We start from the raw sequence: 16,143 nt of genomic DNA, 5'->3' as shown, positions 1-16,143 counted from the left end.
ACAAAGAACTATGGCCCGGCTCATAATATACATTCTTCGTCTTACTATCTTTGCCCTATGCAGTTACCATCTACTTTATTAGAAAATGCGGTGAATGAATTTGCAAAGCTTCCGGGTATTGGTAAAAAAACGGCACTGCGCATGGTGCTGCATTTATTAAAGCAAAATGCAAATGAAGTAGAACTCTTTAGCGAAACGATTGCAAAAATGCGACGGGAAATAAAGTTTTGCCAGCGGTGCTTTAACATCAGTGACAGCGATATTTGCGCTATATGTGCCAACAGGCAGCGAAAGCAGGAAATGATATGCGTGGTAGAAAACATAAGAGATGTAATAGCTATCGAAAGCACACAACAATTCAATGGCACCTATCATGTACTGGGTGGCGTAATTTCGCCGCTGGATGGTATTGGACCTGATCAGTTAAATATCGCATCTCTTGTACACAGGATCGGGGAAGAAAAAACAGCAGAAATCATATTTGCACTTAGCCCGAATATACAGGGCGACACTACTATTTACTACATACAGAAGAAGATACAGCATTTACCCTGTACCGTTACAACAATAGCACGCGGTATTGCCTTTGGTGGCGAGCTGGAGTACGCAGATGAGATGACACTTGCACGCAGTATGGCCAACAGGCTGCCTGTACAACAGTATGTAAAATCATAACCCTTTAGAATTCATTAATAAACCTGTTCAGGTACTTGTTTTTCCTGCTCGGTATTAGCCGGTTGTACGTTACCACGCTATCCGCTTATTTTGAGTAAGATTTAAGCAAAATGAAGAGAGGACGTAAAATACTCGTGGTTATTTCATTGTTGTTTCTTGCAGGTGTTACTTACGCTTTATATGTATGGAACAAACCCCACCGAGATGTAAGCGGTGAACAGGCCATCAGCACTACGGCTACAGCCATCTTCGATTCTTTTGCTGTTAACACCAATAAAGCCAATGAGCTGTACCTGAATAAAGCTATAGAGGTTACCGGGGAAGTGTCAGAATTTAAGATCAACCAGGCAGGTCAGGCCGTTGTTTACCTAAAAACCAGCGATCCCATATTTGGAGTGAATTGTACTTTTAAAGAAAACCCTGGCTCATTATCAAAAGGAACAACAATTACATTCAAAGGAATTTGTACCGGCTTCCTGGAAGACGTAATCATTAACCAGGGAATAATTGTTAAAAAGTAGCCCGTTTTAAACTTCATCTTATGAAAAGAATTTCTTTGCTGCTCATTGTAGCCGCCGGTTTATTTTTTGCCTGTAAGCACCAGGTTATTAATCCTGATGGCGGAGGTGATGGTAATGGATCTGACACTACCGGTAACAACGGCGGAAATGGTGATACGTTAGTATGTTTTGAAGCAGACGTGTTACCGATTTTTCAGACAAGTTGTGCAAAAAGTGGCTGCCATGATGCAGCTACACATGAAGAAGGTTACGTATTGGACTCTTACGCCAATATTGTAAAAAAAGGCATTGATCCGGGAAGGCCGAATGACAGTAAAATATTCGAAGAAATTGTGGACGGAGACATGCCGCCCAATGGTGAGCCAAACCTTACCAATGAACAAATTGCCACTATCCGGCAGTGGATACTCGAAGGGGCTAAAAACACTAATAATTGCAGCAGTTGCGACGCTGCTGTTTTCACGTACAGTGCAGCAATAGCGCCAATCATGACTACAAACTGTGTGGCTTGTCATTCAGCCACATTGCAAAACGGCGGTGTAAATCTTTCAACGTACGAAGGCGTAAAATCTGCCGCAAACAGTGGCGCCCTGATTGGAACTGTTACGCATGCTGCAGGCTTTTCACCCATGCCGCAGGGCGGTAATAAATTAAGCGATTGCAATATTGCCCAGATTCAGCAGTGGATTGATGATGGTATGAAAAATAATTAAACTACACCGACTATAATCAACAGAGATATGAAGATAAAGTTTTTGCTATACTGCTCATTGTTGTTCGCCGGAGCAGCATTATACACGGGTTGCTATTACGATAAAGCTTCGCTGGTGTACCCCAATGGCAGTGATTGTGATACAACCGGTATTCAGTTAAGCACCGACTTAAACAGTATTATGCAGACCAGTTGTTTTAGCTGCCACAGTGCTGCCAATGCATCCTCTTTTGGTGGCGGGTACAACCTGGAGAATTATAACACAGTAAAAAGTCTTGCAACAAGCGGTACGCTTATGTCCGCCATAACCCAGGATGGTAATGCATCTCCTATGCCGCAGGGGGGTTCAAAACTTTCAGATTGTAATATTAATAAGTTCAGTGCCTGGATAAATAGTGGCACACCTAACAATTAAAAATACTGACACTATGAAAAAGCTTTTTGTATTTATTGGTATCGTTTTTTGTTTGAATGTGCAGGCACAGGATTACCTTACCAGGAATGGCAGTGTAAACTTTTATTCTCATACAGCTATTGAAGACATTAAGGCCAGTAATAATGAAGTGGTAAGTTTACTGAACAGCACTACCGGTGCAATGGACTTTAAAATTGCCATCAAGAGTTTTCATTTTCCCAAACAGTCGATGGAAGATCATTTTAATAATGAAAACTACATGTCGAGTGATAAGTACCCGCGGGCATCATTTTCGGGTAAGATTACCAATTTAAGTGATGTAAATTTTGCAAAAGATGGCACTTATAACGTTACTGTTGAAGGCAATCTTACCATAAAAGACATAACAAAGCCAGTTAAAGCCAAAGGTACTATTACAGTAAGCAACGGGAAAGTAACAGCCCAGTCTACGTTTAATGTAAAACGGCTCGACTATAACATTGTAGGGGAGTCATTTGTACAAAAGAAACTGGCTGATGAAATTCAGATTACTGTAAACTGCCAGTACGATAAAAGATAGAACGCCTAAAGAAACTGTTTATGTTCCAATTAAGAAGTATCATTTTATTATTGTGTGTGTTGGCGGGCGTAAGCGTTACAGCGCAGGATGTAAATCTTGATTCATTGCTCGATGCCGAGATGGACAAGAAAAACAAAAGCGAGATTCAATATACAGATGCCACGTTTAAAACAAGCCGCGTTGTAAACGGTCATTCTGTAGAAACCACGCAGCCCGGTGTTTTTGATTTTAAAATCTCTCACCGCTTTGGAACATTGAACCAGGGGCCATACGAGTTGTTTGGTTTGGATGTTGCCAGTGTACGCATTGGCGGCGAGTACGGTGTTACAAAAAGATTGTCTGTTGGTGGCGGCAGAAGTTCTTTCGAGAAGCAATATGATGCGTTTTTAAAATACAGGCTTTTATGGCAGTCAACAGGCAAGCGCAATATGCCGGTATCACTCACCCTGCTGGCATCATCAATGCTCAAAACAATAAAAGACGCGTCAGATACAGTAAAACGTCAATCGTCAGACCGGTATACTTATGCATTTCAGGCGCTGATTGCCCGCAAATTCAGCAGTAATTTTTCTATGCAGTTAATGCCAACCATGGTGCACTACAATATTGTACCAACTGCCGATATTCCAAACGACCTGTTTTCCATTGGCGCTGCGGCAAGGTTAAAGCTTACTCAGCGTACAAGTATAACCGCCGAGTATTATTACCAGTTGCCAAACAGTAAATTGCCCGGCACTTATAACTCTTTTTCTATCGGGTACGAGGTAGAAACCGGTGGGCACGTATTTCAGCTGCACCTCAGCAACTCTACGGGCATGACGGAACGAACCTTTATTAATGAAACAAAGGGCCGCTGGAGCAAGGGAGATATTCATTTTGGCTTTAATGTTTCGCGTGTTTTCAATGTTAACACACACAGGAGAAAGCTGCCCGATTTTAATGCTGCGCCTGCTAACGATACCGCAACAGCAAAAAGTGGAAGCTTGGATTCTGCCAAAAAACATTATGTAGAAAATACTTTTTCGGGCATTCGTGTTATAAACGGCCAGAGTGTGGAAACAACACAGAAAGGTGTACTCAACTTTACCATTCTGCATCGCTTTGGTACACTCAATTCAGGTTTTTACAATGCATTTGGTTTAGATGCAGCGTCTATGCGCATCGGTTTCGATTATGGTATTACAAATCGTCTTTCAATAGGTATCGGCAGAAGTACTTTCGAAAAACAGTACGATGGTATACTTAAATACCGGGCACTTTGGCAATCAGAAGGTAAAAATACCATGCCGGTGTCGCTCACACTTGCGTCTTCTATGGTTATGAAAACAGTAAGATATCCATCAACCGATACTGTAAAAAGGTATAATACAGACCGGTATTCGTACTCTTTCCAGGCAATAGTGGCAAGAAAATTTGGCAATGCATTTTCGCTGCAGTTAATGCCAACTTTAATACATTATAACGTTGTACCAGCCGCAGATATACCAAATGACATATATGCCCTTGGCGCTGCAGCAAGAGTACGTGTTACACCATCCTCCTGTTTAACTTTTGAATATTATTACCAACTGCCTGGCAGAAAATTACCGGGCACCTACAATTCTTTTTCAATAGGTTACGAAATAGAAACTGCGGGCCACGTATTCCAGTTGCATGCAACAAATTCTACGGGCATGACAGACAGAACATTTATAGCAGAAACCACCGGCCGCTGGAGTAAAGGTGATATTCGCTTTGGATTCAATATATCGAGGGTTTTCGTGGTTAAAAAAGCAAGAAGTATAAACGAGTAACCTGCAGTCGCCATAAGTTATATAGTTGAAGTGATTGCGACGCAAGGGACGATGCCATGAAAAGCCATTGCTGGTATTTAAAAGAAAATAATGATGGGCCGGGCTTATGTGCTACTATCATGCTTTGGTTGCGTCGCACTCTTCAACGGCCGGATCTCTATTGGGCATATGCGCAGTGGGCCAGAGACAAAAGGCAGGCACAGGTTAAAGCTGCCCGTTAGCAAAGATTAAGCAAACGCAAAACAATCTCCTGGCTTTAATAGCGTTTTCATTATGCAATAATCCGTTTAACGGAAAATATATGTATAATGCATTATGATGCCAGGAGTAACGAAGCAATGCCTTGCTGTATGTGTAGGAATTTTTTTGGTGTTATGCCCGTTTGTATCAGGCGCACAATCCATTTATCAAACAGTAAACGGTAAGATTTCCTTTAGCTCAGAAGCACCGCTGGAACTGATCAAAGCATCATCCGGCGGTTTAATAGGGCTGCTCGATAATGACAAAAGAACTTTTTCTTTTAAAATAAGTATCCGCTCGTTCGATGGGTTCAACAGCCCGCTGCAGAAAGAGCATTTCAATGAAAACTACATGGAAAGTGATAAATTTCCGGAAGCTTCATTTAAGGGGAAGATTATAGAAGAAACAGACCTTGGCGCAGATGGCACATACGAGATAAGGGCAAAAGGTTCGCTTACCATTCATGGTGTTGTACAGGAAAGAATTATTAAAACGACTGTAACAGTAAAAGATAAAAAGATCATTGTTTCGGGCAGCTTTACCGTTTTATTAAGCGACCACAGTATTCCTGTTCCGATCGTAGTGTACAAGAAACTTGCTAATGAGATTAAAGTAGAAGTAAACGCAGTACTTGAACCCCGCTAATGTCGCATTTTGTAAAATATATTTTCTCCTTATTGTTTTTCCTGCCGGCATTTATTTCACCAGCGCAAAATGCGGGAAAAAGAATTTTTACTATAACAGGTACGGAAGGCGATGAACCAAAAATTCTGTCGCTTTACCAGAACAAGCAGGGCTATATCCTGGCCGGTACCACAAAAGGGCTCTACCGTTTTGACGGGCTTGAATTTTACCGCTACAAGCCTTTTTCCGATTCAATCCTAGCCATTACGGCCATTGGTGAAGGACTCAATAACCAGCTATGGGTAGGCTTTGAAAGCGGTGCTTTGGCTTATGTAGAAAATAACAAGCTAAAACCACTCAGTTTTGAAGAGGGCTTTCCTAAAGTGCCGATTAAAACAATTGCAAAAGATAATGCCGGTACAGTATGGATTGCTACTGCCGGGGAAGGTGTGTATTATCTTAAGGATAAACACATGTACAATATCAACGAGGATGACGGTTTGAGTGATGGTTACCTCTACGATCTTGCCATTGCAGACGACGGAACTGTAAATGTTACCACCGACCGCGGGCTGAACATCATTCATATTGCAGGCAATAAAAAGAGCATAGACGTATTTTCCGCCAGGGATGGATTGCCCGATAATATTCTGCGGAGTATACAACGTGCAGGAAATTTTTACTGGCTGGGCATGCAGGATGCCGGTGTTGCCTGCATAGACAAAAAGCAACATTTGTTGTCTTCTTTCAAACAATGGGACTACGGACAGGTAAACAATGTAATTGGCACATCTACGCAGGTATTTGTAGCTACAGAAGATAAAGGGCTGGTAGTGTATGATCATGATGAAAAAAACAACATCACAACCCTTTCTTATAAAGATGAACATTTAAAAAAGATTACATGTCTTTTGAGAGACCGGGAAAGCAATATATGGGCAGCAGGTGATCACTACCTGATGCGAACCGCCGGGTCTACGATCGAAGTTTTATATCCTTTGCAAAAAAAGACCGCTGAAACAGTGCATGCCATACTTGCTGCGGCAGATAAAAGTATTTGGTTTAATAACGGTAAAATACTCAGTTGTATAGATCGCAAAGCAGGTGACTGGAAGCAAAAAGATCTTTACCTGAAGGGTATTGACAAATCAGACATCAGTTGTTTGTTCCAGGATGGCAGGGGAACCATTTGGGTGGGCACCTTAGGCAGCGGCATTGTTTTGGTTGACCCGGAAAGCGGCACACAAAAGCTGCTTACAGAAGACAGCCTGCTGTTAAACGCTAATATTATTTCAATTTCTGGCAGAAACAATGAGGTTTGGATTTCGGCTTTTGAAGGTATTGTCTGCGCCAAAACGGTTAACGGTAAAACAAATTTTATTAATTATACAGGTATTGAACAGGTAGGCAGCAGTTATACCAATTTTATATTGCCAGACAGCAGGAACCGTGTTTGGTTTGCAACAGACGGCAAAGGACTTACATTACTGGAGCAAAACAGGTTTACCAATCTTCAGCAGCAAGCAGAAAAATTTGGGAATGTAATCTATAGAATAGCAGAAGATAACCTCAACAATATATGGTATTCGACCTATAAAAATGGTATTGTGAAGTATGATGGCAAAGCTTTTAAAAGTTATGCAAATGAAGAGGGTTTGAGTGATATCAATATTACAGGTCTTGCAAATATCCGGGACAACATAGTTGTTTTACACAAAGACAAATTGGATATTCTGAATGTAAAAAATGGCTCCGTTTCTTATATAGATGATGAGCAGGGAATAGGTAATATTAATACGGATTTCAATGCCTATACAACTGATCAGGAGGGAAACCTGTATTTCGTTTCTGATACAAGTATTTTGCGGTATCATGCTTCGTACTACACTTCGTTGCAACCCACAGTACTTATAGATAATGTGCAACTTTTCCTGGAAGATGTGGAAGTGCGCAACGGGCATGTTTTTAGCTATGACGAAAACAATATCAGTTTTCAATACGCAGGGTTATACTATTCGCAACCAGACAAGGTTACCTACCAGTATAAGCTTGATGGGTACGATAAAACGTGGGTTTCTACCAAAGATAAAACCCGAAATTTTCCACAATTACCGCCAGGTAACTATGTTTTTAGGGTAAAAGCATCGCTCAACAGTAATTTTTCAATTGCACCCGAAGCAAGGTTTATCTTCACCATAGAACAACCGTTCTGGATGAATACATGGTTTATTATCTTTAGTATAGGTGCAGCTATAGCAGTTGTTTTTGTCATCATAAAAAGCAGGGAAAAAACAATCAATAAATATAACAGGCTCGAAAGAGAAAAAATAAAGTCACAACTCGATACATTGCGCAGCCAGATTAACCCACATTTTCTTTTCAATAGTTTTAATACTTTAATCTCCGAAATCGAAGAAGATCCTGCTACAGCTGTAACATATGTAGAAAAGCTTTCAGACTTTTACAGAAGCATTGTAATGAACAGGGAAAAAGACCTGATACTGCTGCAGGAAGAAATGAGTATTATGCAGGATTATGCTTTTATACAAAGAAAACGTTATGGCAAAGCCATACAGGTAAAAAATAGTATTACACCTGTTCAGGAAAAGCAATATTACATAACCCCGTTAGCGTTACAATTACTTGTTGAGAATGCGATTAAACACAACGTGGTTTCACTGGAAACGCCTTTAAACATTGAGTTATATATAAATGAAGAAGAATACCTTGTGGTAAAGAATGCTATAAATAAAAAACTGCAGGACGATAAAGGCAGCCGTATGGGTCTGCAAAACATTCAAAAACGTTATGAACTGCTTTCTCGCAAAGCAGTAGTTATAGAAAATGATCAGCATTATTTCACAGTTAAAATTCCACTTTTAAAATCTCCCATATGAGTAAGGTATTAATCATCGAAGACGAAATGGCAGCATCCAAAAGATTACAGAAATTACTGGCCGAGCAAATGCCGGAGGCTGTAGTAGCTGATGTGCTGGTAAGTATAGCCTCGTCAGTAGAATGGTTGAACAACAATGCACAGCCCGATCTCATTTTTGCAGATATACATCTTGCAGATGGGTCAAGCTTTGAGATTTTTAAACAGGTAAAGGTTGATTGCCCCATAATTTTTATAACAGCTTACGATCAATACGCACTGGAAGCTTTTAAACACAACAGTATACATTATCTCTTAAAGCCAATTAAAAAAGAAGAACTGGCAGAAGCTATTGAGCGTTTCAGAAGAATGAGTTCTAATAAAGCAAACAATGCACTTGATTTTGCAAAAATGCTGTCTGCCTTCAGGCAGCCCGCACAATCATATAAAGAGCGTTTCATTATACGTTTTGGCGAGCATATTAAAACAATTGAAACAAGCGATGTTGCATATTTCTATACAGAAAATAAGGCAAACTACGCTGTTATGAAAGATGGCAAGCGCTACCCTGTAGATCACAACCTTGACGAACTCGAGGAACTCATTAATCCCAGGAACTTTTTCCGTATAAACAGGCAGTTTATAATAGGCTACAATTCCATTACCGAAATGGTCAGTTATTCCAAGTCGCGTGTGCTCATCAAGCTAACCCCCCCTTCCAAGCTGGAAACCATTGTAAGCACAGAACGATCAGCAGCGTTTAAGTCCTGGCTGGCTGGCGAATAGAATTTGTATAACATCTGCAACAGCATTAACTTTGCAGCCACTCAGGCAGATTTGTTTATTGTTCGGCCTGCAAAAATCTGAACTAATAAACGCAAGGAATATACTCACTCACACAAAGTTTTCCCTACGTTTTTTAGATTGATTATGTAGCCGGCTGCAGCACCTGTGGCAACGCCTGTTGTGTCACTCACTTGTACTGTAAGATCAATGAGCAGCACAACCAGCGTGCGGTAAACAATTATCGTATGCTGTTACAGTCTGCACAGGTTTAAATATGCAATACGCAGTTACAACCGGAACAGTTGAATAATGTTATACAGTACAAGAGTGCGACGCAACAGCAGCTGATTAAACATACAACCGCCGGGTACATAAAAAAACAGGAAGTATGAAAACGATCAAAGATTGTTTAAAAGAACGAATACTTATTATAGATGGTGCAATGGGTACCATGATACAGCGTTACAAACTTACCGAAGCAGACTACCGCGGAGAAAGATTTAAAGACTGGAAGAGTGATGTGAAAGGCAACAATGATTTGCTCTGTATTACAAAGCCTGCAGTAATAAAAGCTATTCACAAGCAATATTTAGAAGCCGGTGCAGACATTATTGAGACCAATACATTCAGCAGTACATCCATTGCACAGGCAGATTACCACATGGAAGATCTGGCGTATGAATTAAATGTTGCGGCTGCGCAGTGTGCAAAAGAAGCTGCAGATGAGTACACGCAAAAAGACCCTCATAAACCAAGATTTGTAGCAGGTGCTATTGGCCCATTGAATAAAACGCTCAGCCTTTCGCCAGATGTAAACAATCCTGGTTTCAGGGCCGTAACGTTTGATGAAGTGGTAGCGGCATACTATACGCAAATAAAGGGGCTTGTAGACGGCGGTGCAGATGTACTATTGGTAGAAACTATTTTTGATACACTGAATGCAAAAGCTGCCATTTACGCTATAAAAAAATATTTTAGAGAAACCGGCAAGCCGGAATTGCCGGTAATGATAAGCGGCACCATTACAGACGCAAGTGGCAGAACGCTGAGCGGCCAAACACTTGAGGCATTTTATAATTCTGTGGCGCATGCACGGCCTTTAAGCGTTGGGCTAAATTGTGCGCTGGGCGCAAAAGAAATGCGTGGTCATATAGAAGAGCTGTCACAAATTGCGTCATGTTACGTTTCTGCATATCCTAATGCCGGCCTGCCCAATGCAATGGGTGAGTATGATGAACAGCCAGCACAAACCGCACATTTCCTGGAAGAGTGGGCGGCAGAAGGTTTTGTAAATATTGTTGGCGGTTGCTGTGGTACAACGCCGGATCATATAAAACATATTGCTGACCATGTAAAAAATATTACACCAAGAGTACTACCAGTTGTTGAAAACGAACTTGCCTGATTTGTATGCTTACAAAAGCTCCGGTATCACTTTTTAAAAATATAAGGACGCTTGTTGAGCGCTCCAGGAATGATATTGTCAAAACCATTAATACAAAAATGGTAGAGACCTACTTCGAAATAGGTAGAATGATTGTTGATTATGAACAGAGCGGTAAACAGCGGGCACAGTATGCAGCCAATACTTTAAAAGATCTTTCACTCAAACTTACAAAGGAGTTTGGCAAAGGGTTTTCAGTAGATAACCTGGAGAACATGCGAAAGTTTTACAGTACCTATAAGATTTCCGAGACACCGTCTCGGAAATCTGTTGCTTCAAAAAAGAATATCAAAAAATCCGAGACACTGTCTCGGAAATTGAAACCTCTGAACACATTTAAGTTAAGCTGGTCTCATTATGTACTGTTGCTAAGAATAGAGAATAGTAATGAAAGAAGTTTTTATGAGAAAGAAGCAATAAGTGAAGGCTGGAGTGTTCGTGAGCTAAAAAGACAATTTGATAGTGCTTTATTTGAAAGATTAAGTTTAAGCAGAAATAAAAAGAAAGTAAAAGAACTGAGCAATAAAGGTCAGGTAATTGCCTCAGCAGCAGATATTGTAAAAGATCCATACATTCTCGAATTCCTGATGTTGAAAGAACATGAATCGTATTCTGAAAATGATCTTGAAAACGCAATTATAACCAAGCTCGAAGAATTTTTAAGAGAATTAGGTAAAGGCTTCTTATTCGTAGGCAGGCAATACCGTATAACTTTTGATGAAGATCATTATTTTATAGACCTGGTATTTTATCATCGTATACTTCGTTGTTTTATTTTAATAGATTTAAAGATAGGTGAACTAAAGCACCAGGACATTGGCCAAATGCAGATGTATGTAAACTACTTTGATGAAGAAATGAAAGAAGACACAGAAAGTAAAACAATTGGCATAATACTATGTAAAAACAAAAAGGAAAGCATTGTAAAATATACATTGCCAAAAGGCAGTCAGATCTTTGCTAGTAAATACAAAACATATCTTCCCGATAAATCAGAACTAAAACTATTGATGGAACCTGAAGTGGTATATTCAGTAAACGAAAAATCATGAGTAACACGATCTATATAAAACCATATTTGCGTTTAAGTGGCCTGGAGCCTTTAACCATCAGACCCGAAACAAATTTTGTAAATGTAGGAGAGCGTACAAACGTAACCGGCTCTAAAAAATTTGCCAGGCTTATAAGGGAAAACAAATATGAAGAAGCATTGAGCGTTGCCCGGCAACAGGTGGAAAACGGTGCTCAGATACTTGATGTAAACATGGATGATGCTTTGCTTGATGGCATAAAGGCTATGACCACTTTTCTTAACCTGTTGCAAAGTGAGCCGGATATTGCAAAGATCCCCGTAATGATCGATTCTTCAAAGTTTGAAATAATTGAAGCCGGTTTAAAATGCGTACAGGGCAAGTGTATTGTAAACTCAATTTCATTAAAAGAAGGGGAAGAAAAATTTATACAACAGGCATATATATGCCAGGCTTTTGGTGCCGCTGTAATCGTTATGGCTTTTGATGAAGTGGGGCAGGCTGATACCAAAGAACGCAAAGTGCAAATTTGTAAACGTGCTTACGATATCCTTGTTGAGCAAGTAGGATTCAACCCGCAGGATATTATTTTTGATCCAAACATATTTGCAGTTGCTACCGGCATAGAAGAACATAATAACTATGCTGTAGATTTTATAGAAGCCACACGTGAAATTAAAGCACTTATGCCGCTTACAAAAGTGAGTGGCGGCGTAAGCAATGTCTCCTTTTCTTTTCGTGGTAACGATCATGTAAGAGAAGCTATACACAGCGTGTTTTTATACCATGCAATAAAAGCAGGTATGGATATGGGTATTGTAAATGCCGGACAGCTGGTTGTTTACGATGAGATAGAACCACGCCTGCGCGAACTATGCGAAGATGTTTTGCTAAATCGAAATAATGAAAACAATGAAGCAACAGAACAATTGATCATATTTGCCGAAACGGTAAAAGCAAAAGGGAAAGAAACAGTAAAGGATGAAGCCTGGCGCAACGCTGATGTGGAAGATCGTTTAAAGCATGCGCTTATAAACGGCATAACAGAATATATAGATGCAGATACCGAAGAAGCCAGGTTGAAGTACAATAAACCACTAGAAGTAATTGAAGGGCCGTTAATGGCAGGTATGAACGTGGTAGGGGATCTTTTTGGTGCAGGTAAAATGTTTTTGCCGCAGGTTGTAAAGAGTGCCCGGGTAATGAAAAAGAGCGTTGCATGGCTAACACCTTTTATAGAAGAAGAAAAGAGAGCAAACCCCGCCGCCCAAAGTGGCAACGTGCCTACCATTCTTTTGGCTACAGTAAAAGGAGATGTACATGATATTGGAAAAAACATTGTAGGAGTAGTATTAGGCTGCAATGGTTACAATATCAAAGACATGGGTGTAATGGTGCCTGCAGATAAGATTCTCGACGAAGCAGAAAAAATAAACGCAGACATAATAGGCCTTAGCGGTTTAATTACACCCTCTCTTGATGAAATGGTACATATTGCGCACGAAATGAAACGGCGCAATATGAAGCAACCTTTACTCATTGGTGGAGCTACAACTTCACGTATGCATACGGCCGTAAAGATTGCACCACAATATGGTAATGGTGTTGTGCATGTATTAGATGCATCCCGCAGTGTTACAGTAGCAGGTTCATTATTAAGCAAAGAACAAAAGCCTGCTTTTCTAAACAACATAACAGAAGAGTATAAAAAGCTAAAAGATAATTTCGAAAATAAAAAGCCCGTAAAGCAATACCTGTCTTACGCAGAAGCTGCTGCCAACCATGTAAAAACAGACTGGGAAAACTATGTTGCACCGCAACCAACTTTTACAGGTACAAAACAATTAGATAATTTCTCCCTTGCAGAATTACGTAGCTATATAGACTGGAAGCCGTTCTTTATAGCATGGGAAATGCATGGAAATTTCCCTGATATTCTTACTGATAAAGTGGTTGGCAAAGAAGCTACCAAATTATACAATGATGCCAATGCCCTGCTTGATCGAATTGTCAATGAAAGCTGGCTTACTGCTTCCGGGGTAGTTGGTTTCTGGCCGGCCATACGTGTTGGCAGTGATACTATTGCTGTTGAAGACAATGGCGGGGAAGTAAAACTTGAGTCACTACGGCAACAGGTAAAAAAGGCTGAAGGCCAGCCAAACCTCTCGCTGGCAGATTTTATTTCTCCTTTACAAACAACCAAAGATCATATTGGCGCATTTGCTGTAACCATCAAGGGAATTGAACAACACATAAAAAACTTTGAGGCACAGCACGACGATTACAATAAAATTATGCTGCAGGCATTGTGCGACAGGCTGGCTGAAGCTTTTGCCGAGTGTCTGCATGAAAAGGTGCGTAAAGAATACTGGGGTTATGCAAACGATGAAACTTTATCAAACGAAGAGCTGATCAAAGAAAAATACACAGGCATCAGGCCCGCGCCCGGCTACCCTGCATGCCCGGACCATACAGAAAAATATAAACTTTTCGGCTTGCTGCAGGCAACTGAAAAAACCGGTATTTCATTAACAGAGTCATTGGCAATGTACCCCGCTGCAAGTGTTTGCGGCTGGTATTTCAGTCACCCGCAAAGCCAGTATTTCGGAGTAGGTAAAATAAGCCGCGACCAGTTAGAAGATTATGCAACGCGTAAAAATATGACGCTTGAAGAAGCGGAACGCTGGCTAAGGCCAATTTTAGATTAAGATATTTGGTAGCCGGCAACAGTGCATGTGGCATCGCCTGTTGTGTCACTCACTTGTACTGAAGATCAGTATGCAGCACAAGGCCGCTAATACTTCGAAAAGGCAAAAGCGTTACAAACTTTGTATTGCCAGCTTAAAACAAGCAGTAACCAAACTGTGCCCGGCGAGCTGAATAGCGTACCAGCCGCACAAGTGAGTGACACAACAAAAGCTCAATGCTTATACTACAGCTTATGCCATACTATTATTGAAATACCCGAATATAATCTACTACCATTCGTTGTGGAAACACGGTTGTATCATCCGGACTTCCGGGCCAGTTACCACCTACCGCAATATTGAAAATAAAAAAGAAGCTTTTATCGAACGGGTAGTTGCCGGTAGATATTTCTGTGCGGCTGATTTTAAAAACCTCAATATTGTTATCAAGATAAATCTTCAAACTGTCTGCTGTCCAGATAAGGCTATACACATGAAAAGCTTCGTCAAAAGAGCCTGCGCCTAAGGTATAGCCAGCACCCTTTGAATCGTGCACCGCTGCTGAAGTTCCCCAATGCAAAGTGCCGTACACTTTATTAGGTTCGTGCCCCACGAGCTCCATAATGTCAATTTCACCGCACGCAGGCCAGCTTACGCTGCTAATGTTGCTGCCCAGCATCCACAATGCGGGCCAGATTCCTTTACCTTTTGGCAATTTTGCTCTTATATCTACACGGCCGTAGGTAAATTCTTTATTGCCTTTTGTAATCATCCTTGCAGACGTATAATTGCTGGTTTGAAAACTTTCTTTTCTTGCTTCTATAATAAGATTGCCCTGCGAAACAAAAGCATTTTGAGACCGGTTGGTATAGTATTCCAGTTCATTGTTTCCCCAGCCATTATTGTTGCCCGCTTCAAATTGCCAGTTTGCATCACTTATAAGGGTACCATCAAACTCATCGCTCCATACAAGTGAATAACCTGCATAGCTGGCGGGAGATGTATACCCGCTGTTATCTACCGGGAAGTAGAGGCCATTTGCATTGATAATATTTCCTGAGCCTTTGGCTTTACTGCCAAGCACACAATTCTTGGGGTTTTCGAGTTGTACATAAAAAAATTCGTCTTCTTTTCTCAGGCTGTCGCCTGTAACCTGTACTTCGAAATTTGCCTGGGACTGGCCTTTTGCTATTGTTATCGTTCCGGACACGGCTTCGTAATCTTCATCTTCTGTTGCGGTGGCCGCAATGGTTTTGTAGTTAACAGTAGCATCGGCGGTAGCAGCCTTATCCAGCGATACAGTAAACCTGAATGTTGAATTAGTAAGCGTACGTTCCTGGGAAACACTGTTTACAGAAACCGCCGGCAGTGTGCCGGAGCTGTTATTATCACTTTTGCTACAAGATATGAAGCAGGTACAATAGCAACATAAAAGAATCGTCGGTGACAAGCGGAGCATATAAAATTATTTATGGTTGTATGAGCCCTTAAATTATGTGATTAATTGCTTGCTTGTATTTTTTGTGAAATTTTCCTTTATCAAATAGAAAAAAAAATTATATATCGGTTAATGTTGATAAGAAATTGGGTTAAACGTTGTTTAAAAGGCAATTTATCAGGCGATGAAGCGTATTAAGCTTTGTGAGTTGACATGTTGTAGTTAAACAGAGGGTCGTTAAGCACATTTTAATGTTTACACCCGCAATTAACTAAATGTACGTTTTAACTTGCACTACCTGTTTCGGCAGGCTTACATCCAATATCTAATATCCAAATTCCAG

13 protein-coding genes are annotated in these 16,143 nt (G+C 40.6%); 12 read left to right on the top strand and 1 reads right to left on the bottom strand.

From position 1 onward, the window contains the following. Positions 1–57 precede the first annotated feature (57 nt). The 12 genes from recR to metH all read left to right on the top strand — a co-directional run bounded on the left by recR (position 58) and on the right by metH (position 14,383). Positions 58–675, top strand: a complete 618-nt coding sequence (gene recR / locus I5907_RS05255) for a recombination mediator RecR (protein ID WP_196989671.1) — start codon at positions 58–60, stop codon at positions 673–675. Between the two features lie 110 nt (positions 676–785). After that, entirely contained in the window at positions 786–1,196 is a 411-nt protein-coding gene (locus I5907_RS05250) for an OB-fold protein (RefSeq protein ID WP_196989670.1), read from the top strand. 20 nt (positions 1,197–1,216) lie between these two features. Next, entirely contained in the window at positions 1,217–1,909 is a 693-nt protein-coding gene (locus I5907_RS05245; RefSeq protein WP_196989669.1) for a c-type cytochrome domain-containing protein, read from the top strand. A gap of 27 nt (positions 1,910–1,936) precedes the next feature. Beyond that, on the top strand, positions 1,937–2,323 hold the full coding sequence (locus I5907_RS05240) for a hypothetical protein (protein WP_196989668.1): 387 nt from the start codon (positions 1,937–1,939) through the stop codon (positions 2,321–2,323). A gap of 13 nt (positions 2,324–2,336) precedes the next feature. Then, on the top strand, positions 2,337–2,882 hold the full coding sequence (locus I5907_RS05235; protein ID WP_196989667.1) for a YceI family protein: 546 nt from the start codon (positions 2,337–2,339) through the stop codon (positions 2,880–2,882). A 20-nt stretch (positions 2,883–2,902) separates the two neighbouring features. Beyond that, positions 2,903–4,675: a DUF5777 family beta-barrel protein gene (locus I5907_RS05230; protein ID WP_196989666.1), complete on the top strand. Its 1,773-nt coding sequence runs from the start codon at positions 2,903–2,905 to the stop codon at positions 4,673–4,675. Positions 4,676–4,990: 315 nt separating this feature from the next. Then, on the top strand, positions 4,991–5,560 hold the full coding sequence (locus tag I5907_RS05225; protein WP_231401972.1) for a YceI family protein: 570 nt from the start codon (positions 4,991–4,993) through the stop codon (positions 5,558–5,560). After that, complete coding sequence (locus I5907_RS05220; protein WP_196989665.1) at positions 5,560–8,436, top strand: sensor histidine kinase; 2,877 nt, start codon at positions 5,560–5,562, stop codon at positions 8,434–8,436. The genes I5907_RS05225 and I5907_RS05220 overlap by 1 nt, the downstream gene beginning before the upstream one ends. Then, complete coding sequence (locus I5907_RS05215; protein WP_196989664.1) at positions 8,433–9,200, top strand: LytR/AlgR family response regulator transcription factor; 768 nt, start codon at positions 8,433–8,435, stop codon at positions 9,198–9,200. Before I5907_RS05220 ends, I5907_RS05215 begins: the two co-directional genes overlap by 4 nt. 388 nt (positions 9,201–9,588) lie before the next feature. Next, positions 9,589–10,605: a homocysteine S-methyltransferase family protein gene (locus I5907_RS05210; RefSeq protein WP_196989663.1), complete on the top strand. Its 1,017-nt coding sequence runs from the start codon at positions 9,589–9,591 to the stop codon at positions 10,603–10,605. A 5-nt stretch (positions 10,606–10,610) separates the two neighbouring features. Then, positions 10,611–11,696: a PDDEXK nuclease domain-containing protein gene (locus I5907_RS05205; protein WP_196989662.1), complete on the top strand. Its 1,086-nt coding sequence runs from the start codon at positions 10,611–10,613 to the stop codon at positions 11,694–11,696. Further along, positions 11,693–14,383 carry a methionine synthase gene (gene metH / locus I5907_RS05200; RefSeq protein WP_196989661.1) on the top strand — a complete coding sequence of 897 codons (2,691 nt, stop codon included), beginning with the start codon at positions 11,693–11,695 and terminating at the stop codon, positions 14,381–14,383. The genes I5907_RS05205 and metH overlap by 4 nt, the downstream gene beginning before the upstream one ends. A gap of 244 nt (positions 14,384–14,627) precedes the next feature. Here the strand turns inward: metH and I5907_RS05195 are convergent, their stop codons facing one another. Continuing rightward, on the bottom strand, positions 14,628–15,821 hold the full coding sequence (locus tag I5907_RS05195; RefSeq protein WP_196989660.1) for a family 16 glycosylhydrolase: 1,194 nt from the start codon (positions 15,819–15,821) through the stop codon (positions 14,628–14,630). Positions 15,822–16,143: the final 322 nt, after the last annotated feature.

Origin of the sequence: Panacibacter microcysteis (genome assembly GCF_015831355.1) — a bacterium.
In the GTDB taxonomy this organism is placed as follows: Bacteria; Bacteroidota; Bacteroidia; order Chitinophagales; family Chitinophagaceae; genus Panacibacter; species Panacibacter microcysteis.
This window is presented reverse-complemented; position numbering and strand designations above follow the sequence as displayed.

Bases quoted from the DNA above. Each gene is read 5' to 3' on its own strand.
- recR (WP_196989671.1), top strand. From the start codon at position 58: ATGCAGTTACCATCTACTTTATTAGAAAATGCGGTGAATGAATTTGCA.
- I5907_RS05250 (WP_196989670.1), top strand. From the start codon at position 786: ATGAAGAGAGGACGTAAAATACTCGTGGTTATTTCATTGTTGTTTCTT.
- I5907_RS05245 (WP_196989669.1), top strand. From the start codon at position 1,217: ATGAAAAGAATTTCTTTGCTGCTCATTGTAGCCGCCGGTTTATTTTTT.
- I5907_RS05240 (WP_196989668.1), top strand. From the start codon at position 1,937: ATGAAGATAAAGTTTTTGCTATACTGCTCATTGTTGTTCGCCGGAGCA.
- I5907_RS05235 (WP_196989667.1), top strand. From the start codon at position 2,337: ATGAAAAAGCTTTTTGTATTTATTGGTATCGTTTTTTGTTTGAATGTG.
- I5907_RS05230 (WP_196989666.1), top strand. From the start codon at position 2,903: ATGTTCCAATTAAGAAGTATCATTTTATTATTGTGTGTGTTGGCGGGC.
- I5907_RS05225 (WP_231401972.1), top strand. From the start codon at position 4,991: ATGATGCCAGGAGTAACGAAGCAATGCCTTGCTGTATGTGTAGGAATT.
- I5907_RS05220 (WP_196989665.1), top strand. From the start codon at position 5,560: ATGTCGCATTTTGTAAAATATATTTTCTCCTTATTGTTTTTCCTGCCG.
- I5907_RS05215 (WP_196989664.1), top strand. From the start codon at position 8,433: ATGAGTAAGGTATTAATCATCGAAGACGAAATGGCAGCATCCAAAAGA.
- I5907_RS05210 (WP_196989663.1), top strand. From the start codon at position 9,589: ATGAAAACGATCAAAGATTGTTTAAAAGAACGAATACTTATTATAGAT.
- I5907_RS05205 (WP_196989662.1), top strand. From the start codon at position 10,611: ATGCTTACAAAAGCTCCGGTATCACTTTTTAAAAATATAAGGACGCTT.
- metH (WP_196989661.1), top strand. From the start codon at position 11,693: ATGAGTAACACGATCTATATAAAACCATATTTGCGTTTAAGTGGCCTG.
- I5907_RS05195 (WP_196989660.1), bottom strand. From the start codon at position 15,821: ATGCTCCGCTTGTCACCGACGATTCTTTTATGTTGCTATTGTACCTGC.